The 26,604-nt window shown below is 73.0% G+C and carries 20 protein-coding genes; 9 read left to right on the forward strand and 11 right to left on the reverse strand.

Annotation, left to right across the window (positions count from 1 at the left end):
- Positions 1 to 171 precede the first annotated feature (171 nt).
- Positions 172 to 1,002 carry a chitosanase gene (locus QQS16_RS38205; RefSeq protein WP_286067172.1) on the reverse strand — a complete coding sequence of 277 codons (831 nt, stop codon included), beginning with the start codon at positions 1,000 to 1,002 and terminating at the stop codon, positions 172 to 174.
- 239 nt (positions 1,003 to 1,241) lie between these two features.
- Between QQS16_RS38205 and QQS16_RS38210 the strand changes: the two genes are divergently transcribed.
- Positions 1,242 to 1,517 (forward strand): hypothetical protein, encoded by a 276-nt coding sequence (locus tag QQS16_RS38210; RefSeq protein WP_286067173.1) that lies wholly within the window; start codon positions 1,242 to 1,244, stop codon positions 1,515 to 1,517.
- Between the two features lie 131 nt (positions 1,518 to 1,648).
- Positions 1,649 to 4,822, forward strand: coding sequence for an ATP-binding protein (locus QQS16_RS38215; protein WP_286067174.1), 3,174 nt, complete (start codon positions 1,649 to 1,651; stop codon positions 4,820 to 4,822).
- Here QQS16_RS38215 and QQS16_RS38220 read toward each other — a convergent pair.
- On the reverse strand, positions 4,803 to 5,621 hold the full coding sequence (locus tag QQS16_RS38220) for an ABC transporter permease (protein WP_286067175.1): 819 nt from the start codon (positions 5,619 to 5,621) through the stop codon (positions 4,803 to 4,805). The genes QQS16_RS38215 and QQS16_RS38220 overlap by 20 nt on opposite strands.
- A complete protein-coding gene (locus QQS16_RS38225) occupies positions 5,618 to 6,592 on the reverse strand; it encodes an ATP-binding cassette domain-containing protein (protein WP_286067176.1) in 975 nt (324 codons plus the stop codon). Before QQS16_RS38225 ends, QQS16_RS38220 begins: the two co-directional genes overlap by 4 nt.
- Before the next feature lie 253 nt (positions 6,593 to 6,845).
- Between QQS16_RS38225 and QQS16_RS38230 the strand changes: the two genes are divergently transcribed.
- Entirely contained in the window at positions 6,846 to 7,526 is a 681-nt protein-coding gene (locus tag QQS16_RS38230; RefSeq protein WP_502963960.1) for a glyoxalase, read from the forward strand.
- Between the two features lie 324 nt (positions 7,527 to 7,850).
- On the opposite strand, the gene QQS16_RS38235 is transcribed toward QQS16_RS38230, so the two are convergent.
- Together QQS16_RS38235 and QQS16_RS38240 are read right to left on the reverse strand one after the other, a co-directional pair.
- The gene (locus QQS16_RS38235; protein WP_286067179.1) at positions 7,851 to 9,044 is read right to left on the reverse strand and encodes a spore photoproduct lyase family protein; all 1,194 of its coding nucleotides are present in this window, start codon (positions 9,042 to 9,044) and stop codon (positions 7,851 to 7,853) included.
- Between the two features lie 390 nt (positions 9,045 to 9,434).
- Positions 9,435 to 10,931 (reverse strand): serine/threonine-protein kinase, encoded by a 1,497-nt coding sequence (locus tag QQS16_RS38240; RefSeq protein ID WP_286067180.1) that lies wholly within the window; start codon positions 10,929 to 10,931, stop codon positions 9,435 to 9,437.
- 1,157 nt (positions 10,932 to 12,088) lie between these two features.
- On the opposite strand from QQS16_RS38240, the gene QQS16_RS38245 reads away from it, so the two are divergent.
- Both QQS16_RS38245 and QQS16_RS38250 read left to right on the forward strand, forming a co-directional pair.
- The gene (locus QQS16_RS38245) at positions 12,089 to 13,651 is read left to right on the forward strand and encodes a pectate lyase family protein (RefSeq protein ID WP_286067181.1); all 1,563 of its coding nucleotides are present in this window, start codon (positions 12,089 to 12,091) and stop codon (positions 13,649 to 13,651) included.
- An 8-nt stretch (positions 13,652 to 13,659) separates the two neighbouring features.
- Complete coding sequence (locus tag QQS16_RS38250) at positions 13,660 to 13,839, forward strand: RICIN domain-containing protein (RefSeq protein WP_286067182.1); 180 nt, start codon at positions 13,660 to 13,662, stop codon at positions 13,837 to 13,839.
- A gap of 88 nt (positions 13,840 to 13,927) precedes the next feature.
- Here the strand turns inward: QQS16_RS38250 and QQS16_RS38255 are convergent, their stop codons facing one another.
- From QQS16_RS38255 to QQS16_RS38280, 6 genes are all read right to left on the reverse strand, one after another.
- Positions 13,928 to 14,779 carry an aldo/keto reductase gene (locus tag QQS16_RS38255; RefSeq protein WP_286067183.1) on the reverse strand — a complete coding sequence of 284 codons (852 nt, stop codon included), beginning with the start codon at positions 14,777 to 14,779 and terminating at the stop codon, positions 13,928 to 13,930.
- A 269-nt stretch (positions 14,780 to 15,048) separates the two neighbouring features.
- The gene (locus tag QQS16_RS38260; protein WP_286067184.1) at positions 15,049 to 16,098 is read right to left on the reverse strand and encodes a MerR family transcriptional regulator; all 1,050 of its coding nucleotides are present in this window, start codon (positions 16,096 to 16,098) and stop codon (positions 15,049 to 15,051) included.
- Positions 16,099 to 16,440: 342 nt separating this feature from the next.
- Positions 16,441 to 17,412, reverse strand: a complete 972-nt coding sequence (locus tag QQS16_RS38265) for a Rieske (2Fe-2S) protein (protein ID WP_286067185.1) — start codon at positions 17,410 to 17,412, stop codon at positions 16,441 to 16,443.
- A gap of 77 nt (positions 17,413 to 17,489) precedes the next feature.
- Positions 17,490 to 18,497 (reverse strand): phytoene/squalene synthase family protein, encoded by a 1,008-nt coding sequence (locus QQS16_RS38270; protein ID WP_286067186.1) that lies wholly within the window; start codon positions 18,495 to 18,497, stop codon positions 17,490 to 17,492.
- Positions 18,494 to 20,059 carry a phytoene desaturase family protein gene (crtI, locus tag QQS16_RS38275; protein ID WP_286067187.1) on the reverse strand — a complete coding sequence of 522 codons (1,566 nt, stop codon included), beginning with the start codon at positions 20,057 to 20,059 and terminating at the stop codon, positions 18,494 to 18,496. Before crtI ends, QQS16_RS38270 begins: the two co-directional genes overlap by 4 nt.
- A complete protein-coding gene (locus QQS16_RS38280) occupies positions 20,056 to 21,504 on the reverse strand; it encodes a polyprenyl synthetase family protein (RefSeq protein ID WP_286067189.1) in 1,449 nt (482 codons plus the stop codon). Before QQS16_RS38280 ends, crtI begins: the two co-directional genes overlap by 4 nt.
- Positions 21,505 to 21,846: 342 nt before the next feature.
- Between QQS16_RS38280 and QQS16_RS38285 the strand changes: the two genes are divergently transcribed.
- The 4 genes from QQS16_RS38285 (at position 21,847) to QQS16_RS38300 (ending at position 26,372) form a co-directional block, all read left to right on the forward strand.
- Positions 21,847 to 22,563: an RNA polymerase sigma factor gene (locus tag QQS16_RS38285; protein ID WP_286067190.1), complete on the forward strand. Its 717-nt coding sequence runs from the start codon at positions 21,847 to 21,849 to the stop codon at positions 22,561 to 22,563.
- 176 nt (positions 22,564 to 22,739) lie between these two features.
- Positions 22,740 to 23,933 carry a lycopene cyclase family protein gene (locus QQS16_RS38290; RefSeq protein WP_286067191.1) on the forward strand — a complete coding sequence of 398 codons (1,194 nt, stop codon included), beginning with the start codon at positions 22,740 to 22,742 and terminating at the stop codon, positions 23,931 to 23,933.
- 163 nt (positions 23,934 to 24,096) lie between these two features.
- On the forward strand, positions 24,097 to 24,828 hold the full coding sequence (locus QQS16_RS38295; RefSeq protein ID WP_286067192.1) for a methyltransferase domain-containing protein: 732 nt from the start codon (positions 24,097 to 24,099) through the stop codon (positions 24,826 to 24,828).
- Positions 24,825 to 26,372, forward strand: coding sequence for an FAD-dependent oxidoreductase (locus QQS16_RS38300; protein WP_286067193.1), 1,548 nt, complete (start codon positions 24,825 to 24,827; stop codon positions 26,370 to 26,372). Before QQS16_RS38295 ends, QQS16_RS38300 begins: the two co-directional genes overlap by 4 nt.
- The last annotated feature ends 232 nt before the right edge of the window (positions 26,373 to 26,604 follow it).

Below are 26,604 nucleotides of genomic sequence, written 5' to 3' on the forward strand. Positions count from 1 at the left end.
CGTCAACCGCTCGGTTGAATAACAACCGCCTTGGCCGGTGGTCCGGAAAGCCGGTCGGTCGCGCCGCCTCCGCGCGCGGGTGGCCGCGGACGCGGGCCGCCCGGCGACGTGTCACCGGGCGGCCCCACCGGCCGGGTGCGCCGGCCCCTGCGGGTGGGCGCACCACGAGGGTCAGCCGATGTGGAAGCTGTCCCCGTACACCTTCCAGTCCAGCGGCGGGTTCAGGTCGAGATTGCCCTGGCGCAGGAAGACGCGCTGCGCGGTGTCGACCCGGCTGGTGTCACTGTGCGCCTCCTCCTGCTTCATCGCCCACACGCGTGCGTCGAGGAAGGCGTTGAGGTACGTCGTCTCGTCGCCGCCCTGGGCCGGCGGCTTCGCCGTGCGCAGGGCCCGCTGGCGGATGCTGCCGAAGCTGGCCGAGTCGTTCCCGTCGCCGTGCATGACGATGGCGTCGTAGTAGGCGAACTGGCCGAGCGTGCGCAGGCCGTCCGCCTTGCCCCGCTTGACGGCGGGGTTGAAGTAGACGCGGTCGCGTTCGTCGTTCTGCGCGCCCTGGAAGACCGTGTCCTGCGCGGCCTTGCGCCAGTCCCTCGGGAAGTTCGGGTCGAGGCCGTCGTGCGAGTCGGAGCCGTCGACCCGGCGCAGGGCCGGCAGGTACTTGGCGAGGACGTTGCCGGGCCTGCGGTCGGCGTAGAGCTCCACCAGGTCGAGCATGTCGCCCGTGCCGGAGCAGAAGCCGATGATGCCGGCGGTGTAGCCGCGGCCGTCACCGATGTCCTCGATGTACTTGTACTGGGCCTTCCAGTCGAGTGTGGAGTTCTCCGCACTCGACACCAGCTTCATGGCGATCTCCTTCTTCGCCGGGTCGTCCAGGTTCGTCACGGCCGCAGGCGCCGCCGCGGCGGGCGGCGAGCCGAGCAGGGCGACGGAGGCCAGTGTGCCGAACAGGGCCAGCGCCGTGCGGCGGGAGGGGTGGGCAGGGGCCGTTGTCTCAGGGTCCACAGGAAACTCCAAGCGGGGGTGGGGGGTTGGAGGCTGGTCCGTACCTGATTCGTTAGGAAAGTTTCCTATCAGGTGAGGGAGAAGGCGGTAACCCGTCCCGCCGGAATTCGTAGGATCAGATGAAAGGGTGACTTCCACCGTCGGCCGGTTTCTGATTCCCCCTCACCGGGCAGCGCGGTCGGTCCAGCCCGGGTCCGGGCGCACCCTCGTTGTCAGTGGCGGCTGAGAACCTGGGACTCATGGACAGGGATGAGGAACTGTTGCGCGGCCGGGTCTACGGCGCCGACCACGACGACCCGGGGCAAGGCCCACAGCCGGGACGCACCTACGCCGAACTGGTCGGCGGACCACTGGACGGCCTGCTGCTCGACATCACCGGCTGGACGCCGGGCGAGAGCGACACCGGGGTCTCCCTCCGGACGGAGCTCGGGCAGTTCGGCGCGGGCGGACGGGCGCTGTACGACCCGCGTCCGGGCGATCCGGCCCGCTGGGACTGGTCCGGTGACAGCCCGTGAACCCGCCCGTGGCGGGGCTGGTCGTGGGCTGAGCGCATCGCGGGCGGCCCGTCGGGCGAAAGCCGTCCACGCGGCGGGAGTTCGGCCGGAGGCCGGCTCCCCACCGCCGGTGCCTTGGCTAATCTGCACAGGTGACCACCGACCCGACCACCACCGGCCCGACCACGAGTTCCAACACCACCGACCTGACCCTCCTGCCCCGTGTCGCCTACCGCGGACAGGAGGTCACCGCGCCCCGGCTCCGCGGTCTCGTCGCGCTGCTCGCGGGCGACCTGCGCACGGGCTGCAGCACCGAGCGGCTGGTGGCGGGGCTGTGGCCGGACGAGTTGCCGGAGCGGCCGGCGAAGGCGGTGCAGGTCCTCGTGTCCAGGGCGCGCGCGCAGCTGGGCGCCGACGTCATCGCCAGTACGCCGACCGGATACCGGCTGACCCTCGCCGAGAACCAGGTCGACACCTCCGCCCTGCTGCTGCACGCCACCGCGAGCGGGGACCTGGCCAGGGCGGGGGACCACGCGGGATCGCTGGCTGCCGCCGAGGCCGGGCTCGCGCTGTGGGAAGGCACCCCCGAACCGACCGGCGACACCGACGACCCCGTGACCGCGCTGCGCGCCGAACGTGCCCCCGTCCGCGGCAGGCTCGTCCGCGCGCAGGCGCTCGCGCTGGCCCGGCTGGGGCGGCACACGGAGGCCGCCGGGCCGCTGGCCGTGGCCGCCGCACGGTTCCCGCGCGACGAGGAGGTGCTCGCCGAGCTGCTGCGCGGCGAGGCGGCGACGGCGGGCCCGTCCGCCGCGCTGGCCCGGTACGAGACGTACCGTCGTCAGCTGCGCGACGAGCTGGGCACGGATCCGGGTGCCGGGCTCAAGGCCGTACAGCGGGAGCTGCTGCGCGGCGAGGCGCCGGTGGTCCGGCACGGCGTGCCCCACGAGCCGAACCCGCTCCTCGGCCGGGACGAGGACCTCGCGGCGGTGCAGCGGCTGCTGCGCACCTCCCGCGCCGTCACCGTCGTCGGCCCCGGCGGCCTCGGCAAGACCCGGCTCGCGCACGCCGTCAGCCGCCGGGCCGAGCAGCGCGTGGTGTATGTCGTGCCGCTCGCCGGCGTCACCGCGGACGCGGACGTGACCGCGGAGGTGGCCTCCGCGCTCGGTGCGGGCGAGGGGCGGCCGGGCATGGGCGGCCACGCCCCGGCCGACCCGGTGTCCGGCATCCTCGGCGTGCTCGGCGCCGGGACCGCTCTGCTGGTCCTCGACAACTGCGAGCAGGTCATCAGAGGCGCCGCCGACCTCGTACGGGCCCTGGTCTCCTCCTCGAAGGACCTGCGGGTGCTCGCCACCAGCCGGGCCCCGCTGGGCCTCACATCGGAGGCCGTGTACGCGCTGCCGGAGCTCGGTCTCGCCACCTCGGTCGAGCTGTTCACGCAGCGGGCCCGGGCCGCCCGGCCCGGAGTGGAGCTGCCGCCGGACGCGGTGGCCGAGCTGTGCCGCCACCTCGACGGGCTGCCGCTCGCCGTGGAGCTGGCGGCGGCGCGGGTCCGCGTCCTGGCGGTGCCGGAGATCGCCCGCCGTCTCGGCGACCGGTTCGCGCTGCTGCGCGGCGGGGCGCGGGACGCACCGGAGCGCCACCGTACGCTGCACGCCGTCGTGGAGTGGAGCTGGAACCTCCTCGACGACGAGGCCAGAGCGGCGTTGCGCATGCTGTCCGTCTTTCCCGGCGGCTTCGCGGGCGAGGCGGCGGAGCGGGTGCTGGGCGAGGACGCGCTGTTCCTGCTGGAGCAGTTGGCCGACCAGTCGCTGCTCACCGTCGCCGAGACCCCGGCCGGTGTGCGGTTCAGGATGCTGGAGACCGTACGGGAGTTCAGCGCGGCCCGACGCGCGGAGGCGGGCGAGGACGAGGAGGCCGTCGGCCGGTTCCTCGCCTGGGCGCGGGACTTCGGCGTCACGTACCACGACTGGCTCTTCCGCTCGGCGGCGCTGACCGACCTGGAGCGGATCAGGGCCGAGCAGGACAACCTCGTGCTGGCCCTGCGGCACGCCCTGGCCCGTACGGACGGCCCCACCACCGCCGCCCTCACCGCCGTCCTCGCCGCTCTGTGGGCCCTCGGTTCCCACTACCCCCGCCTCACCGCCCTCGCCGCGGACACCGGCCCGCCGCTGTCGCACTACCGCCCCGAGCCCGAGCACGTCGAAGTCGCCCGCGCCGCCGCGGTGTTGTGCACGACGAGCCTGTTCATGGGCTACGGCCCGCACGCCGTACGCCAACTCGTCACCCTCAGGAGGCTGCCCTCGGCCCCGCCGGACACGCTGCTGCGGGCCATCGCGGTGGTGCTGAACGCGGTCCCCGAAATGCTGCCGCCCGACTTCGAAGTGCTGCGCGAGCTCTGCGAGAGCGAGCAGCCGCTGCTCGCCGGCATCGCGGAGTGCGTCGCCACCTACGTCTGGGAGGCGGAGCAGGACATCGACCGCGCGCTCGCCTCGGCTCGGCGGGTCATCGCCGCACTGGCGCCGGCCGACAACCCGTTCCTGCAGTTCATGGGCCACGCCCGGCTGAGCGAGCTGTGCCTGCAGATGGAGCGGGGCGAGGAAGCGTACGGACACCTCAGGGCGGCGCTCCAGGCGCTGCCGCGGCTCGGTGACGAGCACGACCTCATCGGCATCCGCTGGGGCCTGGTCCTCGCCTGCCTACAGCGCGGCGACCCCGACGAGGCCGAGGACTGGCTGCGGCAGGCGAAGGTCGCCCACAGCACGCAGCAGGACGACTACGGCATGGACCTCCTCGGGCGCGCCGAGATCGCGCTCGCCCGTGGACTGACGGAGGTCGGGCTCGGCTTGTGGCGCAAAGCCGTGCAGCCGCTGCCCGCAGCCGACCCGGCACACGGCGGCGACCCCTTCTCCGACCGGTGGGTGCTGCAGATCCTGGCGGTGGCCGTGACGGCGCACGCGCACGCCGGCCGTCTCGAGCTGGTCGCGGGGCCGGTCGAACGGCTGCGGCAGGGGCTGCGGACCCTGCTCTCCGGTCAGTCCGGCTCGCCCATGGAGTTCCCGGTGCTCGGGACGGTGCTGCACGCGCTCGGCATGGCGGGGCTCGTGTCCGGCGACGCCGGTGCCGTACGGATGCTCGCGCTGGCCGAGCGGTTGCGGGTACTGCGCGACTTCCAGCCGACGATGTCCGCGGACCGCGCACGGAAGGCGGCCGAGGACGCCGACAGGGCGGCGTACGCCGACGCGGTGTCGGAGTACGCCGCCCTGGGGCGGGACGAGCTGCGGGAGGCGGCCCGCGCTGTCATGGCGGTTACTTCGGGTCGCGGTTGAACAGGGTTGTGGACCAGCGGTAGCCGAGTGCGGTGAGGCCGAGGGACCAGGCGACGGTGAGCCATCCGTTGTGGCCGATCTCGGTGCCGAGGAGCAGGCCGCGCAGGGTTTCGATGGCGGGGGTGAAGGGCTGGTACTCGGCGATGGGCTGGAACCAGCCCGGGATCGCGTCGATGGGGACGAAGGCGCTCGAGATGAGGGGGAGGAGGATCAGCGGCGTGGCCATGTTGCTGGCGGCTTCGGGGTTCGGGCTGGCCATGCCCATCCCGACCGCGATCCAGGTGAGCGCCAGGGTGAACAGCGCGATCAGTCCGAGCGCGGCCAGCCACTCCAGGGCGGTGGCGTCGGTGGACCTGAAGCCGATGGCCACGGCGATGGCACCGACGAGGACCAGGCTGGCGAGGACCTGGAGCACGCTGCCGACGACGTGTCCGACGAGTACGGAGCCGCGGTAGACGGCCATGGTGCGGAAGCGGGCGATGAGGCCTTCGGTCATGTCCATGGAGACGGAGATGGCGGCACCGATGACGGTGGAGCCGATGGTCATCATCAGGAGGCCGGGGACGAGGTAGGCGATGTAGTCGGAGCGGTCGGCGCCGCCGCCGCCGATGCCCGCGCTCATCACGCCGCCGAAGACGTAGACGAAGAGCAGCAGCAGCATGATCGGTGTGAGCAGCAGGTTCAGGGTCATGGAGGGGTAGCGGCGGGCGTGCAGCAGGTTGCGGCGCAGCATGGTGGTCGAGTCGCGGACGGCGAGGGAGATCCGGGTGGGGCCGGCGGCGGTCAGGGGGGCGCTCATCGGAGGGTCTCCTTGGCGGGCTGGTGGGGGTGGTCGGCGGGGCTGGTGAGGGCGAAGAACACGTCGTCGAGGTCGGGGGTGTGCACGGTCAGTTCGTCGGCCTCGACGCCGGCCGTGTCCAGCCAGTCGAGGATGGAGCGCAGTTCGCGCTGGCTGCCGCCGGAGGGGATCTGGAGGGCCAGTGCCTCGTCGTCGCGGTGGGCCTCGCGCAGTGTTGAGGCGGCGGAGCGGTAGGCGAGCGGGTCGGTGAAGCGGAGCCGGACGTGTCCGCCGGGGATGAGGCGCTTCAGTTCGTCGGAGCTGCCTTCGGCGGCGATGCTGCCGTTGTGGAGTACGGCGATGCGGTCGGCGAGTTCGTCGGCCTCCTCCAGGTACTGGGTGGTGAGGAAGACGGTGACGCCGTCGCAGACCAGTGCGCGGATGATCTGCCACATGGTGTGGCGGCTGCGGGGGTCGAGGCCGGTGGTCGGTTCGTCGAGGAAGATGATTCCGGGGTCGCCGACGAGGGTCATGGCGATGTCGAGGCGGCGCTTCATGCCGCCGGAGTAGGTGGAGACGGGTTTCTTCGCGGCTTCGACCAGGTCGAAGCGTTCCAGGAGTTCGGCGGTGGTGCGGCGGCCCTGGGCGCGGGTGAGGTGGTGCAGGTCCGCCATGAGGAGCATGTTCTCCTCGCCGGTGATCAGGCCGTCGACGGCGGAGAACTGCCCGGTGACGCCGATCGTGGCCCGCACCGTGTGCGCGTCGGTGGCCAGGTCGTGACCGCCGACGTGCAGGTCTCCGGCGTCGGCGGTGATCAGCGTGGACAGGATCTTGACCACGGTGGTCTTGCCGGCGCCGTTCGGACCGAGCAGCGCGAACACCGTTCCGGACGGCACCGCCAGGTCGATGCCGTCGAGGACCGTCTTGTCCGCGTAGGCCTTGCGCAGTCCCCTGGCCGCGATGGCAAGTGAGGGCGATGTCGTTGTCGTCATGCCGCAGAGGTTGCGGCAGGGCGCATTCAACGCGGTTTCACGCTGGTTTCAGTGCCCTGGAACCGCGTGACGGAGGCGATGACCTGGCTGCCGCCCTGCCGCCCTGCCGCCCCTGTCGGTCTGCCGCCCTCCCACCTGTCACTGCCGGTGCGCGGCCGTCAGCCCACGGGCGGGCGTGCCGACGTGTGGGCGAGGCAGGTGACCAGACGGTCAGGAATCGAGAAGCCGGGGCCGTCCCGCCGCGCCTAGCGTGATGGCCATGGAAACCACCGCATCCACCATGTCCCTCGTCTCCGTCACCCTCGAGGTGGCCGATATCGAGGCCGCCCGTCGCTTCTACGCGGCCTTCGGAGTGGACGCGCACCTCCGCCTGCGGGCGTCCGAGGCGCACTCCACCGGGTTCCGCGGCTTCACCCTGGCGCTCACGGTGTCCCGGCCGGCCACCGTCGACAGCTTCCTCGGTGCCGCCGTGGACGCCGGCGCCACGGTGCTCAAGCCCGCCGCGAAGTCGCTGTGGGGCTACGGCGGCGTCGTCCAGGCGCCGGACGGGACGATCTGGAAGGTCGCGACCTCGGAGAAGAAGGACACCGGCCCGGCCACCCGTGAGATCGACGAGCTCGTCCTCCTGCTCGGCGTCGAGGACGTGAAGGCCAGCAAGCGGTTCTACGTCGGCCGGGGCCTGACCGTGGGCAAGAGCTTCGGCGGCAAGTACGCCGAGTTCGCGTCCGGCGGGACCGGTCCCCTCAAGCTGGCGCTGTACAAGCGTCCGGGTCTGGCGAAGGACCTCGGTGTTCCCGCCGACGGCACCGGTTCCCACCGCGTCGTCCTCGGCGGCACCGCCGGCTCCTTCACCGACCCGGACGGGTTCGCCTGGGAGGCCGCCGAGACGCTCACCTTCGAGCAGTCCACGGCGGATGTCTCGCTCGCCGAATGATCGCTACCGAGGGGTAGGGCTGCCCGGGGGCTTGTTCCCCGAGTTCCCCAAGCCCCCGAGTTCCCGGAGTTCCCGGAGTCGCCCACGCGTTCCTGAGCTGCCGCTGCCGCTGCCGCTGCCGCTGCCGCTGCCGACGAACGCGTCGGCCGGGCGATGTCGGCGGTCCGGTGACCGACGGCGGGAGGCTGTATACCGCCTGCCCCTGCTCAGGACGCGCCACCAGGGGTCGGACGGGCACCATCGGCGGTCGCACGACCCGGTCGGGGAGCCGGTGTGCACCGAGAGACTCTGCGTCCGGCGTCCTGCGCCCGGCGGACAGGCCGGTCAGAAGGCGTACCGCACGCGCAGCCAGGGGGCGTGGGCGGCGATCAGGTCGCGGAGGGCGGCGACCGCCTCGGCCTTGACCTGGTTGCGGTAGCGGACGTTGAGGGCGCCGTTCTGGGAGCGCTTGGCCTGCTGGAGGCCGGGCTGCCACAGGACCTCCTCGGCGCGGGGGTGCCAGCCCAGGTTGACCTCGTGGAGCTCCCGGTTGTGCGTCAGCATGATCACCTCGGTGGCCGCCTGCCGCTTGACGCGGTCCGGCAGGACGTCGTCCAGGTGCCGGAGCAGCTCGGCCCAGTCCGCCTGCCACCCGGGGCGCACCACCACGGGGGAGAGGTTGAAGTGCACCTCGTAACCGGCGTCCAGGAAGTCGGCGGCCGCGGCGATGCGGTCGGCCACGGGCGAGGTGCGGACGTCCAGCAGCCGGGAGTCGTCCGCGGGCATGAGGGAGAAACGGATCCGGGTCCGGCCCCGGGGGTCGAGGGAGAGCAGGTCGGGGTTGACGAACTTCGTGGCGAAGGACGCCTTCGCGGTGGGCCACTGCCGGAAGGCGTGCACGAGATCCGCGGTGTTGTCGCAGATCAGGGCGTCCACCGAGCAGTCGCCGTTCTCGCCGATGTCGTAGACCCACGCCTCGGGGTCGCACTGGTTCGGCTCGGCCTTGGGGCCCAGCTTGCCGATGTGGCGGCCCAGGTGGGCGATGATCCGCTCGATGTTGGTGAAGACGGTGATCGGGTTGGCGTATCCCTTGCGGCGCGGTACGTAGCAGTAGGCGCAGGCCATCGCGCAGCCGTTGGCGGGGCCCGGCGCGATCCAGTCGGCCGACCTGCCGTTGGGGCGGGTGGTGAGGGTCTTCTTCTCGCCCAGGACGAGCGTCTCGCCCTTGACGCGCACCCATCGCTCGACGTTGCCCTCGTTGCCGTGCAGCCCGGGGATGCGCCAGTGCGAGTCCACCTCGACGACCCGGGCGTCCGGGAAACGCGCGATGACCTGCCGGCCACGGGGGGATGCGGCGGCCGCGGGTTCCGCGTGGATCTCGCGTACGGGCAGCAGGCGGCGGGCGGCGGGGGAGTCCCGGAAGAACGGGCCTGTGGCGGCCGACCCGGCCGGGGGCGCGGCGGAGTCACCGGTGCCGAGGGCGTCGAGACCGAACAGGGCGTCGGAGCCGTCGTCCGGTGTGGCGGACGGGTGGGGCATGGCTGCTCCGGGGCGGATGAGGCGGTGAGGTGTGCACAAAACGGGACGTTCCACTGTACGTGCACAGGCGACCGCTCGGTAACTCGCTCCCGTGCGGGTGACTCGCTCCTGCGCGGGTGGGCTCATGGGCTCACGGGCCCAAGCCTCGGCGGACAGCAGACAGCAGACAGCGGACTCGAAGGTCTCTGTGGACAGCGGACAGCGGACTCGAAGGTCCCTGGGGGACGGTCGCGCATCGGCCGCGCGCGAAGGGCAAGGGCGGCGGCACGCGGTCGGTCGGGCGTCTTCTGGTCCCAGGACAAGAACGCTCCGTTCGCCGGCGTGGCTGCGGGGCCGTTCACCTACGAGTAATCAGGGCTGAGCGGAGTCGGCCCCCGACCCGTTCGCGGTTCAGCGTTCTGCGGCGCTCTTCCCGACGCCCTTCTGTTGGGCCTTCTTCTCGGCGTTCTCCGCCTTCTCCGCCTGGCCGGGCGGTCGTTGCGGGGTCTCGGCCGTCGTGCCGCCCCGCGTTGCGCCGACTGTCTCCTTCTCGCTCGACGCGGCCCGTCCCTTCTCCGCGGCGGAGCGCTGTGTGGCCGCGTCGATGGCGGACTCGCGGTTCGGGCCGCGGAAAGGGGAAGCGCCGCTCTGCCCGGATGTGCCGTCCGCGAGCGTGTCGGCAGAGGTGTTGTGGCCGGAGGACGGCGCCGCCGCAGAGGTCGGGGCCGCCTGCTTCTGTTCCGCGCTGCCGGGAGGATCGGGCTCTCCGGCAGGGGCACTGGTGGCCCTGGGTGTGCTTCGGTCGTTGCCCTGTGGCGCGGCGGTGTCGGTGACGGAGAGGGCGGTTGCCATGACAGCGGCGAGAGCGACGGTCGCGCCGGCCACCAGGGTGCGCCCCCGCGCGGGCGTGGTGCGGGGAGCGGCCTGACCTCCGTCGGGCAGCGGATTCCTGTGCGTCCGGTGGGCAGCCGTCTGTGACGGTGCGTGGCCGGCGACGAGACTCGTGGCGGGCGCGGCGGGGCCGGCTTCGCCGCGGGCTTGCAGGGAAGTGCCGGCTTCGGCACGTGCTTGCACAGCTTGCACAGAAGGGCTGACTTCGGTGCGGGCTGTGTCGGTCAGCGCCGCCAATGCGCGGGCGCAGTCACGGGCTGTCGGGCGGTCCTGCTCGTCCAGGGATGTCATGTCCCGTAGCAGGTCGGCCAGTTGTTCCGGCAGGGGGTGGGGCAGGAGGGGCGGGCGGTGCAGCCGGGCGATCGCGGCTTCGAGGGGGCCGCCGTCGTACTCGAGCCTTCCCGTGAGGCATTCGAGGAGCACCAGGCCGAGGGCGTAGATGTCGGCGGCCCGGCCGACCGGACGGCCGAGGACCTGCTCGGGTGAGAGGTAGGCGGCGGTGCCGATGAGTATGCCGGTGGCGGTGCGGGTGGTGGCGTCCAGCATTCGGGAGATGCCGAAGTCGCTCAGGTAGGGGCGGGAGGACGCGTCCAGGAGAATGTTGGACGGCTTCACGTCCCGGTGGACGACTCCTGCCTCGTGGGCGTGGTCCAGCGCGTCAGCGAGGTCCGCGCCGAGTGCGGCAGTCGCTCTCGGGGACAGGGGGCTCTCGGCGATACGGCGCCTCAGCGTCGTGCCTTCGATCAGTTGCATGACCAGGAAGACGCGGCCGTTGTGCTGTCCGGCGTCGTAGGCGGTGACAAGTCCGGGGTGGTGCAGCCGGGCCAGGATCACCGCTTCGCTGTGTACGTTCTCCTCGATGTCGACGCCGGTGTCGGGCCGGAAGACCTTGACCGCCACCGGTCGCCGCAACCGCAGATCGAACCCTCGATGGACATCGGCGGCGCCGCCCGAACCGAGACGTTCGTCCAGACGGTACCGGCCGCTCAGCACCTCGGCGGAACACCGGGAAGCCATCGCCCGAGCCGACTCACGAAGCCGCATACCCTCTCCCCTTGCATCGAGGGACGAATCGTCCCTGGCGAGCCGTGGCCGACGCGCCGCCGGACGCAGGTACCCACGAGGAGCGGGAATAGCCCCACGTTCTCGCAGGCAGAGGCACCTCGGGCTGACGGGCCGACGGAGGGTGGGCAGTTGGCTGGGCGGGCGTCGATGGCGGTGAACGGGGGCGAACGTCGAGGGCTGTGAACGGGCGAACGGGCCGAACGAGGGCCGGGACCGCGTACATGTAAGCGTCCAGCGTTCACGTTCTTATCCACCACCTTCATGCATGTCGGTCGCCGGGTAGGTCACGTCGACGGCTACTAGGGATGCCGGAGGTAGGTGCCAAGGGCCGTCCAAGGGCGGGTTCCGTCCGAGAACAGGTCGCTCTGCCGCGTGGGGCTCCGGAGAGTCGACGTTCGAGCATGTGAACTCAATCCTGCCGGAACTCTTGCCAGTCCAGGTGGGGCGGCCTATCGTCTGGCGCCAGAGAAAGCGCTTTCCCGACGTCTCGGGAGCGCGAAGACCCAACCGTTGCGGGGGCCGCCGCGACGTGTGCACGAGCCGCCGACGATCCGCCGTGTCGAGATCTCCTGATGTCGATGCGGCAGGGGAACGAAGGGTGCACATCATGACGCACACGTGTCGCACAAACCGTGGAGTCCTCAGAGGTGACGGTTCCGCGGCGTCCCGCCGGCCGGAGTGCCGGATCCGTCGGTCGCCCTGAGCGATCGGCGCGTGCGGTCGATCCACAGGACGGGTCCGTCCGCTGACGAAGAGCCGATCCACAGGACGGGTCCGTCCGCTGACGAACGGCCCGGCGCCCCACCTCCGCAGGCCGGCGATCCATCCGGTGCTCCAGTCGGTGATCCATCTTCCCGCCGAATGTGACACCCGCCTGACCTCGTGCCCGTCCGGCGGCCCCCGGACGGTGTGCGCGGCTGCCGGACGTGTGCGCGTCCGCCGGTGTGTGCTGCGCCGGCTTCAAGTGTCCGTACGCAAACGCGCCGAGAGTGCACCGAATCAGCGGACCGGCGCATCGACAGACCGGCGACATCAGCAGGCCCACGGATCACAGACCGACGAAATCGCTGAACGACGAATCAACACACATGGTGAATCAGGAGAAGATGATGAGACGAACTGTCGCACTGCGGCTGTCCGCGGCGTCGGCCGCGATAGCCCTGGCGTCCGCGGCCGGGATTGTCCTGTCGATGCCGGAGGAGGCGTCGGCGGCCACCGGCAGCGCCACCGGCTACGCGACCCAGAACGGTGGCACCACCGGCGGAGCGGGCGGACAGACGGTGCGTGCCACCACGGGCACGGCGATCCACGCGGCTCTGTGCTCCAGGGCCAGCAGCAGTACGCCGATCGTCATCCAGGTCGAGGGGACCATCAACCACGGCAACACCACGAAGGTGTCGGGCGCCAGCTGCAACACGGCCGCCGGTGTGATCGAGCTCAAGCAGATCAGCAACGTCACGATCGTCGGCGTCGGCAGTGGAGCCGTCTTCGACCAACTGGGCATCCACATCCGGGAGTCCCGCAACATCATCATCCAGAACGTGACGGTCCGGAACGTGAAGAAGTCCGGCTCGCCCACGTCCAACGGCGGCGACGCGATCGGGATGGAGAGCGACGTCCGCAACGTCTGGGTCGACCACGCCACCCTGGAGGCGTCGGGCGGGGAGTCCGAAGGATTCGACGGCCTCTTCGACATGAAGGACAACACGCAGTACGTGACGCTGTCCTACAGCAAGCTCCGCAACTCCGGCCGGGGCGGTCTCATCGGGTCCAGTGAGAGTGACGTCTCCAACGGCTACGTCACCTTCCACCACAACCTCTACCAGAACATCGACTCCCGGGCGCCCCTGCTGCGCGGCGGCACGGCCCACATCTACAACAACCACTACGTGAGCCTGAACGAGTCCGGCATCAACTCCCGTGCCGGGGCGAAGGCGAAGGTGGACAACAACTACTTCGAGGACTCCAAGGACGTCCTCGGCACCTTCTACACCGACCAGGCCGGCTACTGGCAGGTCAGCGGCAACGTCTTCGACAACGTGACCTGGTCCAGCCCCGGGTCCGAGAACAGGCCGGCCGGTCCCAACCCGCAGTCGAACACCACGGTCAGCATCCCCTACTCCTACGCGCTCGACGCCGCCTCCTGCGTACCGGGCGTCGTCAGCCGCACGGCGGGCGCCGGCACCGGCCTCCAGGTGTCGAACGGCAACTGCGCGCCCACGAGCCCGACGGCGAGCCCGACCACTACGCCGCCGACGACTCCCACCCCCACCCCCACCCCCACTCCCACGCCGACCCCGACCCAGCCCGGCGGCACGAACCTCAGTCTCGGAGCCGGCGCCGACGGCTCCAGCAAGGCCAGTGGCACCAGTTACGGCAATGTCCGTGACGGTGACCTGAACACCTACTGGTCCCCGGCCGGCGCGACCGGCTCCGTCTCCGTCAAGTGGGGTGCCGCCACCACGGTTTCCCGCGTCAACATCAAGGAGGCGTCCGGATCCGTCGGGAGCATCGGCTCGTGGAGGGTCCTCAACGCCGACAACGGTGCCGTCCTGGCCTCGGGCAGCGGAGCGGGCCTCATCGGCTTCCCGCAGACCTCACTCAGCAAGGTCACCTTCGAGATCACCGGTTCGACCGGTACGCCGAAGGTGGCCGAGTTCGAGACCTACTAGTCCGCCCGGTGGCCGCGCTCGGCAACGGCCAGGACTACCAGCTGGCCGCGGTCCACAGCGGCAAGTGCGTCGAGGTCAGCCAGATCTCGACCACACCTGGCGCGGCCGTCCACCAGTGGACCTGCGACGCCGCGAGCGCGCTGACCACCAAGAGGAACCAGGTCTGGCGCCTGCTCGGCCTGGTCTGACGCACGACCCCGTGGCCTCCCCGCCACAGCCGGGGAGGCGACGGCCTACTTCACGCCGCCCACCCGACACGACGGCTCCGGGACCGGGTCAGGCGTCCAGGCGGTGGCCGCCGAGCCGCTCGACCATGGCGGGGTCTCGGTGGTCGAAGAAGAGCGACGATCCGGTGTCGAGGGTGGCGACGGCCGCCATCTGGTCGTCGGTGAGCTCGAAGTCGAAGATGTCGATGTTCTCGGCCATGCGCTCGGCGCGGACGGACTTGGGGATGGCGACGACGCCACGCTGGATGAGCCAGCGGAGCACGACCTGGGCGACCGACTTGCCGTGCGCGAGGCCGATGTCCCTCAGCACCGGGGTGGTGAACAGGTCGTTCCTGCCTTCGGCGAAGCCGCCCCAGGACTGGATCTGTACGCCCCGCTCGCGCATGAGGTCCTGGTCGGCGGTGCGCTGGAAGAAGGGGTGGGTCTCGATCTGGTTGACCGCGGGCGTGATCTCGTTGTTGACGATCGGGTCGACGAGTCGGTCGGGGTGGAAGTTGGCGACGCCGATCGCCTTGGCGAGCCCTTCGCGGTTCAGACTCTCCATGGCGTGCCACTGGCCGTGGACGTCACCATAGGGCTGGTGGATCAGGTACAGGTCGACGTGGTCCAGACCGAGCCTGGCCAGCGAGGTCTCGAACGCGCGCCGGGTGTTGTCCCGGGCCGGGGCGTCCTGGACCCACAGCTTCGTGGTGACGAACAGGTCCGCACGCGGGATGCCGCTGGTCTTGATCGCCCGGCCGACGGCCTCCTCGTTCCCGTAGGCGGCGGCGGTGTCCAGCAGACGGTAACCGGCGGCCAGGGCCTCGGTGACGGCCCGTTCGGTGTCCTCCGGCGGGATCTGGTACACGCCGAAGCCGAGGATCGGCATCACGACGCCGTTGTTCAGGGTGACGTACTCCATGGTGGTTACCTTCCGGCATTGGAGAGGGGGAGGGGTGAGGGGAGCGACCGGGTGGGGTTCCCGGTGGCCCGCGGTCGGGTTCCGGTAGTCGGTGTTGGTGGGTCGGCGACGCGCACGCCTCCGAGGCCGTGCATCTGCCTCACTACCCCGGACGGGCGGTCAGCGCGCTGCCTGTGGGCTGTCCGCCGCCTCCTCCCCTGTGGACCAGGCGAACTCGTCCCGGCGGACCGGGCGATCTCGCCGGGCGGACCAGGGGCCTCGCCCGGCGGTCAGCCCTCCGGCCGGGTCCGTCCGTCCAGGGCGTCGAGCATGCGCAGGGCGTCCCGCAGGCCGTGTGGGCGCAGCAGGCGGGGGTCCTGGGAGCGCCCCCAGCCGGGACCGCTGAGCAGGACCCGGCTGTGTGTGCGGGCGCCGCGGATGCCCCACTGGGTGGCGGCGACGTGGCGCGCGAGCGGCAGGCTCGCCGTGGAACGGGACTGGGACCAGAGCACGACGGCGCCGGGACCCACGCGCTGCGACGCGGCGATCAGGGCTTCCGCCGGGACGGCGCTGCCGAGCATCAGCGTGGGCATGCCGCGCTCCGCGAGGACCGCGCTCAGCGCGTCGAGGGGCAGCGTGTGCTGCTCGCCGGGCAGACAGGCCAGCAGGACGGTCGGGACGGCCCGTGTGTCCGAGGCCTGGCGCGCCGGCGCGGCGGACACGTAGGCGTGGCGGAGCGCGGTGGAGATGTGCCAGGAGAGCAGGTGTTCGACCTCCACGTACCGGTCGCCTGCCGACTGCCACTTGCGGCCGACGGCCCGAAGCGTCGGAGCCAGGATCTCCTCCCACGCCACGACCAGCCCGTGAGTGCGGATCGCGGTGGTGAGCTGGTCCCGCACGGCCGCGGCGTCCAGCCGGACGGCGGCGCGCGCGAGCCCCTTGCACTCCTGGCGCACCTCGCCGAGGGGCAGGCCGCTGCCGGACCGAGCGGCGCGAGCCACCGCCTGGCGGGCCGGTACGTCCGCCACCGCACCGCGCGGGGGCCCGGCCACGGAGGCCGGCACGGTGTGAGCGGTGTGCCTGCCCGCGTGCTCCTTGGCCGTCCGGGCCGCCTCGGCCGGGGGGACGCCCGCCGCCGTCAGCCGGCACATCTCGAGGACCATGGCGATGTCGCCGGGGGACCACCGGCGGTGGCGGCCGTCGGCCCGGTGCGCCGGGCCGAGCCCGTAGCGGCGGTCCCAGGACCGCAGCGTCGTGGGCGACACGCCCAGCCGCCTCGCGAGGAAGCCGGTGGTCACCCCCGCCTCCGGTACGGCGGCGTCCGGGTCCCGGCGGCTCATGTCCACACGGCCTCCCACGCGGGCAGGGCGGAACCGGTGTGGTCCCGGCGCGTGGGGAGGTGGCGGACGTTCACGCTCACGAGATCCGCCGGCGGTGTTCTGCGCACGTTCGTCGTGGCCGGTCGCCGTGTCCGCGCACGGCGTCCGCGAGGCGGCCGACGCGCTGGGCCGAGGGGTGGTGCGGCGGACGGGTACGCCCGACTTCGATCACGCGTGACTCCGTTCCCCTCACGCGACCGGCGGCGGTCGTCGTGCCGGCCATGACACTTCTGTTCCGTACCGGTGGGCCCGGCGGATGCACGGGTCCCGGTACTGGCTGCGCCACCCCGTTCCCCTCCCCGCTCAGCCGGGGAACCGTCCCGTGGAGCGCAGCAGCCAGCGGCGTTGCGCGTAGGCGAGGTCGTCGCGCCACAGGCGTCCGGCGGCTGCCGCCATGAACGGGCGCAGTAGCGGGGCCGCTCTGCGGACCGCGGTGAAGCCGGGCCGTTCGGAGGACGCCAGGACCGCTTCGACGACGGCGGTGCGCGGGCGGCCCAGGGCGTCCGGGCCGAGCGGGGTGGCGTGCGTCTCCACGACGGAACCCCGGCCTTCGCCCTCGGTGATGTGCATGACCACCGTCCGTGGTCCGGGGGTGGTGAAGACCGCCCGGACCGGCACCACGAGCCGTCCGGCGACCTTGAAGGAGACGTCGACGGTGAAGCCGTCGGTGTCCGCGTCCGGCGTGCCGACGACCGTCAGGTCGACGAAGGAGTACGGATGGAACCAGGCCCCGTGCCAGGGGTCCAGCCGGTTGGCCACGATGTCCTCGGGCTCACAGGTCCCCACCCCGGTGTAGACGGCCGCGACCGAACGCGACAGGTCCGGGCGGGGCGGGACGACAGGGGCCTCCAGGGGCGCCTCGCCGGCCACTTCGTCCAGCCGCACCCAGACGAGCACACCGTCGTCGTACACGGGCAGCGGCTCCCAGCCGGCGGCCGGTGCGCCGTTCAGGGCCAGGCCGTGCCAGTGGCAGACGAGCGTTCCGCAGCGCACCGGGCTGTCGGCCAGCGGCGCGCCCAGGTGCGGGCAGACACCGGGACCCGCCACGAGCCGGCCGTCGGCGGTGCGCCACACGACGATCTCGCGGTCGGCGACGGTGCCGGACAGCGGCCGGTCGTCGCGGACGTCGCGCGTCGCGCCCACGACGAACCAGTTGCCCGACGGACGGGTCTGGGCACGCTTCAGGGCTTCGGCGATCACCGCGGGCCGCGCCTGGCGCCAGGTCGGCTGCTGTTGTTCCCAGCGCACGGGCCGTCGGCGCAGTGACAGCGGCACACGACCCGCCGCAGACCGGGAAGCACGGCCCGGAAGCGACAGCGGACCCTGGCCCGGCGCGGGCCGTCGACGGGGTTTCACGCGACCTTCTCGGGTGTCGGCGCGGGCTCGGTCCGTTCCGGTCCGGCGGGCAGCGGGCGGCTCCCCGCCCCGCGTGCGCGCAGCCTGGCCGCGACCACCCGGGTGAGACCGTCGAGGGCGACGGCGGCGCGACGGCGTCGCGGGACGGCGGCGCGGCGGTGGACCGAGCGGTAGCCGTCCTCGGCGACCGAGTCCAGGATCCCCCCGTACAGGACGAACGCCGTGCGGACGCAGGGGCGGGACACCGGGTCGAGCAGGGCGATACCCGGTGCCGCTTCGTGGTAGAGCCGGCGTGTCAGCTGCTCGAACTCCCGCAGCGCGGCGACGACGCGGCGGTCGGACCGTCCGGTGTCGCGGCTCCAGCACAGCAGCGGGCGGTCCACGCCGTGCGCCGCCAGCAGGTCGGCGGGCAGATAGACGCGGCCGCGGTCGAGGTCCTCACCGACGTCCCGGAGGAAGTTCGTCAGCTGGAAGGCCACACCGAGGGCCGCGGCGTGCGGGGCCGCCTCCTCGCGGGGGACGACCGTGCCGAGCACCGGCAGCATCTCCAGGCCGATCACCTCCGCCGAGCCGTAGGTGTAGGTGCGCAGGTCGGCGTAGGTGGCGTACCCGGTGACATCCAGGTCGGCGCGCATGGAGGCCATGAAGTCGGCGAAGTGCCGGTGGTCGATGGCGTACCGGCGCGCCGTGTCGGCCAGGGCGCGGACCACCGGCTCGTCGCTGGTCCCCTCCCGCAGCCCCGTCTCCAGTTCCCGCTCCAGGCGCAGCAGCCGGGCCGAGCGGTCCTCGGCGGTGACCGCCGTATCGAGCGCGTCGACGATGTCGTCGGCCCAGCGGGCGAAGCCGTACAGGGCGTGCACGGCGGGTCTGCGCTCCACCGGCAGCAGTCGGGTGGCGAGGAAGTACGTCTTGCCGTGCCGGGCGTTGAGCCGCCGACACCGGGCGTAGGCCTGTCGCAGGGCGGGATCGGTGACGCCGGCGGCGTCGAGTTCGCGGTCGGTCACGCGGGCCTCCTTTCCTCGGCGCTGCGCGCAACGGGTCGCGGCCGGGCTCCGGGACGGGCGGCTCCGGGACGGGACGGGCGGCCGGCGCCCGTGATCCGGGCTGCGGCCAGTTTCCCGGACAGCAGCACGGTCGGCACGCCGACGCCGGGCGTGGTGCCGCACCCGGCGAGGACCGCGTTGGCGGTGCCGCGGACCAGGTTGCGGGGCCGGAAGGGCCCGGTCTGCGCGAAGGTGTGGGCGGCGGAGAACGGGGTTCCCGCGGCGTGTCCCCGCGCCTGCCAGTCGGCCGGAGTCACCATGCACTGCTCCTGCACGGCGGAGGCGATGCCGTCGAGTCCCCGTCGGTCCAGCTCCGCCAGCAGGCTGTCGCGGTAGCCCGGGGCCAGGTCGCCCCACTCGACCGCGCCGGGGCCGAGGGCGGTGTTCGGGCAGGGGGCCAGGATGTAGTGCAGATGCCGTCCGGGCGGGGCGAGGCTCGGGTCGGTGGTGGTCGGACGGGTGATGAGGAGCGAGGGGTCGCTCATGAGCCGGCCGCTCTCGGTGAGCTCGTGGAACGTCCGCCGCCATGCCGCGCCGAAGGAGATCGTGTGGTGGCCGAGCCACGGCCAGGTGCGGTCCGTGCCGGCGTGCAGGACCACGGCGGACGGTGAGTACCGCAGCCGTACGGGGCGTTTCGGGGCGTGGCCGAGCAGGCGGTAGGCGACGGGCAGGTCAGGGGTGAGGACCACGGCGTCGCAGGCGATGCGGCCGTGTGCGGTGACGACGGCCGTGACCCGGTCGCCGGAGCGCTCCAGACGGGTGACCGGCTCCTCGAAGCGCAGGTCGGCTCCGGCCGCCGCGGCGGCGTCCGCCATGGCGCGGGGCAGGGCGTGCATGCCGCCGCGCGGGAAGTACACGCCGGACACGGTGTCCATGTAGGCGATGACGGCGTAGGCGGCCAGGGCCCGGGCCGGCGGCACGCCCGCGTACAGGGCCTGGAAGGAGAAGACCCGCCGCAGTCGTTCGTCACGCACGAAGCCGCCGATACGGGCGTCCAGGCGGCCGAACCCGCCGAGCGCGGCGAGCCGGGCCAGGTCGGGGGTCAGCAACTGGAAGGGGGAGTCGAAGTTGACGTCGATGAAACGGCGCATCTGCGCCCGGTAGAGCTTCTCGAGCCAGTCGCGCAGCTTGCGGTACCCGGCGGCCTCCCGTGCCCCGGCGAACCGTTCGACCTCCGCCTCCATCGCCTCGGCGCCGGTGTGGACGTCGAGGGAGGCGCCGTCGGCGAACCGGGCCCGGTAGGCGGGGTGCAGCGGCACCAGGTCGACGCGGGCGCGCAGGCTGTCCCCGACGGCGGCGAACGCCTCGTCGGCGAGGTGCGGCATCGTGAGCACGGTGGGGCCGGTGTCGATGCGGTAGCCGTGCCGCTCCAGCAGTCCGGCGCGTCCGCCGGGAGACGCGTCGCGCTCGACCACGGTCACCCGGCGTCCGGCGCCCAGGAGGTGCAGGGCGGCCGCCAGTCCGGACAGACCGGCACCGACGACCACGACATGGTCGGTGCGACCGGGGACGGTGCGGGTCATCGGGGGGTCTCCTGGTCCGTGGCGGTGAGCAGCAGCGATACGGGGACCACGTGGTGCCGGGTGGTGCCGCCCGGGAACGCGGCTGAGGTGCCGCCCGGCGGCGTCGCCGGTGTCCCGCCCGCCTCCACCGCCGTTGTGCCGTCGGGGTGTGCCGCTGGTGTCCCGCCCGGGTCCGCCGCTGTCGTGCCGCCCGGCTGCGCCGCTGATGTGCCGGCGGCGGAGCGCAGCAGGGCGTGCAGGTGTCGCCGGCCGTGCGGGTCGAGCGTGGCGGCGTCGAGGTGCCGCAGCCCCTGCGCCACCAGCCGGTCGATCTTGGACTCCACGGTCTCGCGTGCCCCGGTGGCCGTGAACACCTCGCGCACGGCGGCCAGCTCGGTCTCGGAGGCGTCGGACCGGCCGAGCGTCCCGCGCAGCACGGCGAGGGCGCCCGGGTCGTCCGCCGTCTCGGCCCGCGCCTGGGCGACGGCGGCGAGGTAGGTGGGCTTGCCGCTGCGCAGGTCGCCGCCGGACGGTTTGCCGGTGTCGCGAGGGTCGCCGAACACGTCGAGGAGGTCGTCCCGCAGCTGGAAGGCCAGGCCGACGCAGCGCCCCGCCGAGCACAGCGCCCGGGTGGTCGCGGGATCCGCGTCGGCCAGGGCGGCGCCCAGCGCGAGCGGACGTTCCACCGAGTACAGGGCGCTCTTGAGGCAGGCGGCGCGGATCGCGCGGACGAGAGAGCGCGCCGACGTGGCCTCGCCGTGGACGTCCAGGTACTGCCCGGCGACCATCTCCGTCCGCATGGCGCTCCACAGCTGCCGTACCCGCCGTACGGTGTGCGCCGGCAGCTCGGTCTCCGCCAGCACGTCGTCCGCCCAGGCCAGGGCCAGGTCACCGGCCAGGATGGCGGCGGCCCGGCCGAGGCGCGTCCCGCGCGGTCCGTGGTCGGCCCCGGCGTACTGGGCCGCCACGTCGACGTGCAGGGCGGGACGGCCGCGGCGCAGCGACGCGTCGTCCATCACGTCGTCGTGGACGAGGGCGCAGGTCTGGATGAGTTCCAGGGCGGCTCCGACCCGCAGGGCGGCTCGCGTCGCCGGGGGCTCCGCGCCGCCGCAGGCGCGCAGCGCCCACCACACGAGACGGGGACGGCTGAGCTTGCCGCCGTACTGGGTGAAGCGGGCGACGCGGGCGGCCAGGTCCTGCGCGAAGAGGGGATCGACGGTCTCGGCCGCGGCCACCCGCTCCGTGAGCAGCTCGCTGAGCACACCCAGCACGGCACCGGCGACGTCCGCGTCCACGGTCCGCGCGTCGTCCGTGCCGGCCTGGTGCGCGTCAGCGGCAGCGTCAGCGGCAGTGGCGGACAGGGTGGCGTGGGGTCGGTCGGGTCGGTCGGGGGAGCCGTGCCCGGGGACGAGGTGGTCGCGCGGACGGCGGTCCGCGCGGTGTTCCCTGGCCGCGGTGGGGCTCATGCCGGTTCCCCTCATCGAGATCCTCACGATCGGAGCAGGAGGCTTTGTCATCGGTTCGGCGCGGAGCGCGGTGACGGATGCGGCACGGCACGAAAAGCGGGAGAGACGTGAACCGCGCCTCGTCGATGTATGAGCGCGAACGGTCTGTGCCTGTCAGTGAGTGTCATCGCCCGACCTGTCTCTCCCACGTGTTTGCGACTGCCATTCCCTGCGGGTGACGGCAGCGAGGTGACGCCATTCGATGCACTTTCGATGCGAGTTGGTGAGGCTGCGTCGAAATCTCCACCGTGACAGAGGTCCAGTCGCTCCTGGGCGACCACCAGGCCCAGCAGAGGAGTAGCCATGACGACCGCACGACAAACCAGCGCGGACTTCCTCCACGATGCCGCGCCCGGGGTGCCGGAGGGGCAGCGGCCGGTCGACACGGACCAGCGGGAGGCCGACCTCGTCACCGGGTTCCGGGCCGGTGACGAGGCCTGTCTCGAGCTCGTCTACCACCGCTGGGCCCCTCTCGTGCACGCCCTCGCACGGCGCTCGCTGGGAGGTGACAGGGAGGCGGAGGACGTCACCCAACTGGTGTTCCTCGCGGCGTGGCGGGGGAGGGGCGGATTCGCTCCCGAGCGCGGGCCCCTGTCGGCGTGGCTCGTGGGCATCACACGCCGGAAGATCGCGGACGCGCTCGCGGCCCGTACCCGGCGCACCGAACTGGTCGCCGCCGCGGGCGCGACATTGCGGCTGACCGTGCCGGGAGTGGTCCCCGGCCCGGAGACACGACTGGACCACGTCCTGCTCGCCGAGGAACTGGCACGGCTTCCGCGAGCCCAGCGACAGGTGCTGAACCTCGCCTTCTACGACGACCTCACCCAGGCCCAGATCGCCGAGCGCACGGGCTGGCCGCTCGGCACGGTCAAGAGCCATGCCCGCCGGGGGCTGCACCGCCTCGCCCGCCGACTGGAGAACGACGGACTCGACCGGGACGGACCGCGGAAGGCCGGGCCGCGGGAGGACGGACCCGAGGCGGAAGCCGCGAAGGACGGCACCCGCGACTGCGTTGCGTGACCGCCGCGCGGGAGACGATGCGCTACAAAGACCTGGGCCCGCCGGGCCGGTTGCCTCGTTCCGGCAGACCGCACCCGTCCGCGCTCGACCGCGTCCGAACGGGTACCCCACAGGGAATGGTCCGGCAGGCGAATGGTCGGGCAGGCGCTGTGGCGCCGCGGGAGGAGGGAGCGGTCGTGCTGGAGGCGGACGTCGCCATCATCGGAGCGGGAGCCGCGGGACTGTCCCTGGCCCACCGGCTGGCCCGCCCCGCGCCGGGATCCCGCCGGCTGTCCACCGTCCTGCTGGACGCCCCGCCGGGCCCGCTGCGTCCGCCCCGGCGCACCTGGTGCTTCTGGGAGCCGGACCGGGGCCGCTACGACGCCGCCGTCACCTCCTCGTGGCGGTGCCTGCGCGTCCACCGGCCCACAGGAGGGGCCGTCGAGGACGACATCTCCCCGCTGCGCTACAAGATGATCCGTTCGGAGGACTTCGAGCGCCTCGTCGCGCACGACCTCGCGCGGGGGCGCGGGGTGCGGCGGCTGGAGGCGGCGGTCGAGAGCGTGGAGGGACTGCCGCGGGGCGCTCGGGTGGAGGGCCGTACGGCGGACGGCCGCCCCCTGTCCCTGCGGGCCCGCTGGGTGTTCGACTCCCGTCCGCTGGGCAGCCTCCCCGCCGCCCGGACGACCCTGCTCCAGCACTTCCACGGCTGGTTCGTCCGTACCGACCGTCCGGTGTTCGACCCGGCCCGGGTGGAGCTGATGGACTTCCGCACGGCTCAGCCCCGCAGGGGCCTGTCCTTCGGCTACGTCCTGCCCACCGGCTCGCGGCAGGCCCTGGTGGAGTACACCGAGTTCTCTCCCGCGGTGCTGCCCCGCGACGGGTACGAGTCGGCGCTGCGTGACTACACCTCGGCCGTGCTCGGCCTGGGCGATTTCGAGATCGTCGACACCGAGACCGGTGTGATCCCCATGACCGACGCCCCGTTCGCGCGCGAGACGGCGCCGTCGGTCTTCCGTATCGGCGCGGCGGGAGGAGCCACCCGGCCGTCGACGGGCTACACCTTCGCCGGCGTGCAACGGCAGACCGCGGCCGTCGCGGCCGCGCTGCGGCGGGGACGACGTCCGGTGCCGCCACGGCCCCACTCGGCGCGGTCGCGCGCCATGGACGCCGTCCTGCTGCACGCCCTCGACAGCGGCCTGGTGGACGGCGCCGCCTTCTTCTCCCGCCTGTTCGCCCAGATCCCGATGGTCCGCCTGCTGCGCTTCCTCGACGGCGGAACCCGGCTGCACGAGGAACTCGGCATCGGCCTGCGCACGCCCGTCCTGCCCATGCTCCGTGCCGCCGTCGAAGTGTCCCGGCTGCCCCGACGCCCCTTCGACGGACCCTGACGGCATGCGCGGCGATCCGCACGTCCTGACCCGGCCGGCCACGGGCGTCCCGACCGCGCGAAGCCCCCGACACCTGGTTCCCGCCCGCCCCCGCTGCCGGACCCGTCCGCACCCGCACCCGCCCCCCACCCCATCCCTCACCACTCCCGCACCTGGAGACGGCATGACCCTGCTGCGTGACGCGGACCTGGCCGCCGCGTTCGACCATGCGGCGCACAGCTACGACACGCTGGTGGCCGCCAACCCCGGCTACCACGCCCACCTGCGCCGCTCGGCCCGCCGGCTCGGTCTGCCCCGCCCCGGCCGCGGCCTGCGCGTGCTGGACCTCGGCTGCGGCACGGGCGCGTCCACCGCGGCTCTGTGCGCCGTGCTGCCGGAGGCCGACATCACGGCCGTGGACGCCTCCGCCGGCATGCTGGAGCGCGCCCGGGCCAAGTCCTGGCCGCCGGGCGTCAGGTTCGTGTGCGCTCCGGTGGAGGCCCTCCCGGAGGCGAGGGTCGAAGGACCCTTCGACGCGGTGTTCGCCGCCTACCTCTTCCGCAACGTGGCGGACCCCGACGCCGTCCTCGCCACCGTCCACGACCTGCTCGCGCCGCACGGCCGGCTCGCCGTGCACGAGTACGCCCTCAGCGGCCGCCCCGGCCACCGCGCGGTCTGGACGGCCGTGTGCCGAGGGCTGGTGCTGCCCGTCGCCACCGCACTCGGTGACGGCGAGCTGTACCGCCATCTGTGGCGCAGCGTCGTCGACTTCGACACCGTGGACCGCTTCACCCGACGGGTCCGGGCAGCCGGCTTCGACCAGGTGCGGTCCCTGCCGCTGCCCGGCTGGCAGACCGGCATCACCCACACCGTCGTCGGCCGCCGCGCCGGCTCCCCCGCCGGGGTGACGTCTTGACGGGCCGTACGGCGTCCGCCGCCCGTCCCGTCCGGGACCGGCGTGCCGTCTACCTGCCCGCGCCGCCCGGCGCGCCCCGGGTGAGCGGGACCCGGCGCAGCACCGCCGTCGTGGGCGCCGGCATCGCGGGTCTGGCCGCCGCGACCGCACTGGCCGAACGAGGCGTCGACGTCACGCTCCACGAACGCGAGACGTACCTCGGCGGCCGCGTCGGCGGGTGGACGGTCGACCTGGCCGACGGTTCCACGGCGACCATGAGCCGCGGCTTCCACGCCTTCTTCCGCCAGTACTACAACCTGCGCGGCCTGCTGCGCCGCACCGATCCCCGCCTGGAGCGCCTCACCGGCCTGCCCGACTACCCGCTGCGCCACAGCAACGGACTGCACGACAGTTTCCGCAGGGTCCCGCGCACCCCGCCGCTGAGCGCCCTGGGGTTCGTCGCGCTCAGCCCGTCCTTCCGGCCCCGGGACCTGGTCCGGCTGAGCCCCCTCGCCGCCCTCCCGCTGCTCGACGTCCGTGTCCCGGAGATCTACGACCGGCTAGACGCCGTCAGCGCCCACGACTTCCTGCACTCGCTGCGTTTCCCGCAGGCGGCACGGCACCTGGCGTTCGAGGTGTTCTCCCGCAGCTTCTTCGCCGATCCTCGGCACCTGTCGGCCGCCGAGATGGTCGTGATGTTCCACATCTACTTCCTCGGCTCCTCCGAAGGACTGCTCTTCGACGTCCCCGGCGAACCCTTCCCGACGGCGCTGTGGGATCCGCTCGGCACGTATCTGCGCGACCACGGCGTCACGCTCCGGACCGCCACAGCCGTCGACAGCGTCGCGCCCACCGAGGACGGCGGGTTCACGGTCACCACGGACGGCGACGAGACCCGCCACGACACCGTCGTCCTGGCCCTCGACGCCCCGGGACTGAACGCCCTGGTGCGGCGCTCGCCCCGACTGGGCGACGCGGCCTGGCGGGAGCGCGTCGGCCGGCTGCGCGGCGCCCCGCCCTTCCTCGTCTCCCGCCTCTGGCTGGACCGTCCGGTCTCTCCCGACCGGCCCGGATTCCTGGGTACGGCCGGGTACGGCTCGCTCGACAACATCAGCGTCCTGGAACGCTGGGAGGGCGAGGCCGCCCGCTGGGCCGCGCGCAGGGGCGGATCCGTGGTCGAACTGCACGGATACGCGCTGGACGAGCACGCCGACCCCGGCCTGGAGGCCACACGGCTGGTCGAGCAGCTCCGGCGCGTCTACCCGGAGACCCGCGCCGCGCGCATCCTGGACGAGCGGAACGAGTGGCGCCGCGACTGCCCGCTGTTCCCGGTCGGCGGATACGCGGACCGGCCCGGCGTACGGACCCCGCAGAGCGGTCTGGTGCTCGCGGGCGACCTGGTGCGCACCGACCTGCCCGTGGCCCTGATGGAGCGGGCCGCCACCAGCGGCTTCCTCGCCGCCAACGCCCTCCTGCGGACCTGGGGGGTGCGCGGTCACCCGCTGTGGACGGTCCCCGACCGCGGCCGGAACCGCCTGCTGCGAGCACTGGCGAGCCGCACCTGACCGACGACCATCGGCGCCCGCGACTCCGACCGCCCCGGGACGACCGGCCTCCATCCGACCATGACGCGTTCCGCGGGGAGCCGATCGCGACTCGCGGCCCCGCTCCGGCAGGAGCCGTGCCGGCACGGCCTCCCCGGCGCCCCGGCGTCCGTCGCCGTCCCCCTGAGCCTGAGGGGACGCACCCAGGAGAGGCGGGGCCTGGTACCCGCTGGTGACACCGGCGAACGTGGCT

Origin of the sequence: Streptomyces sp. ALI-76-A (assembly GCF_030287445.1) — a bacterium.
GTDB lineage: Bacteria > Actinomycetota > Actinomycetes > Streptomycetales > Streptomycetaceae > Streptomyces.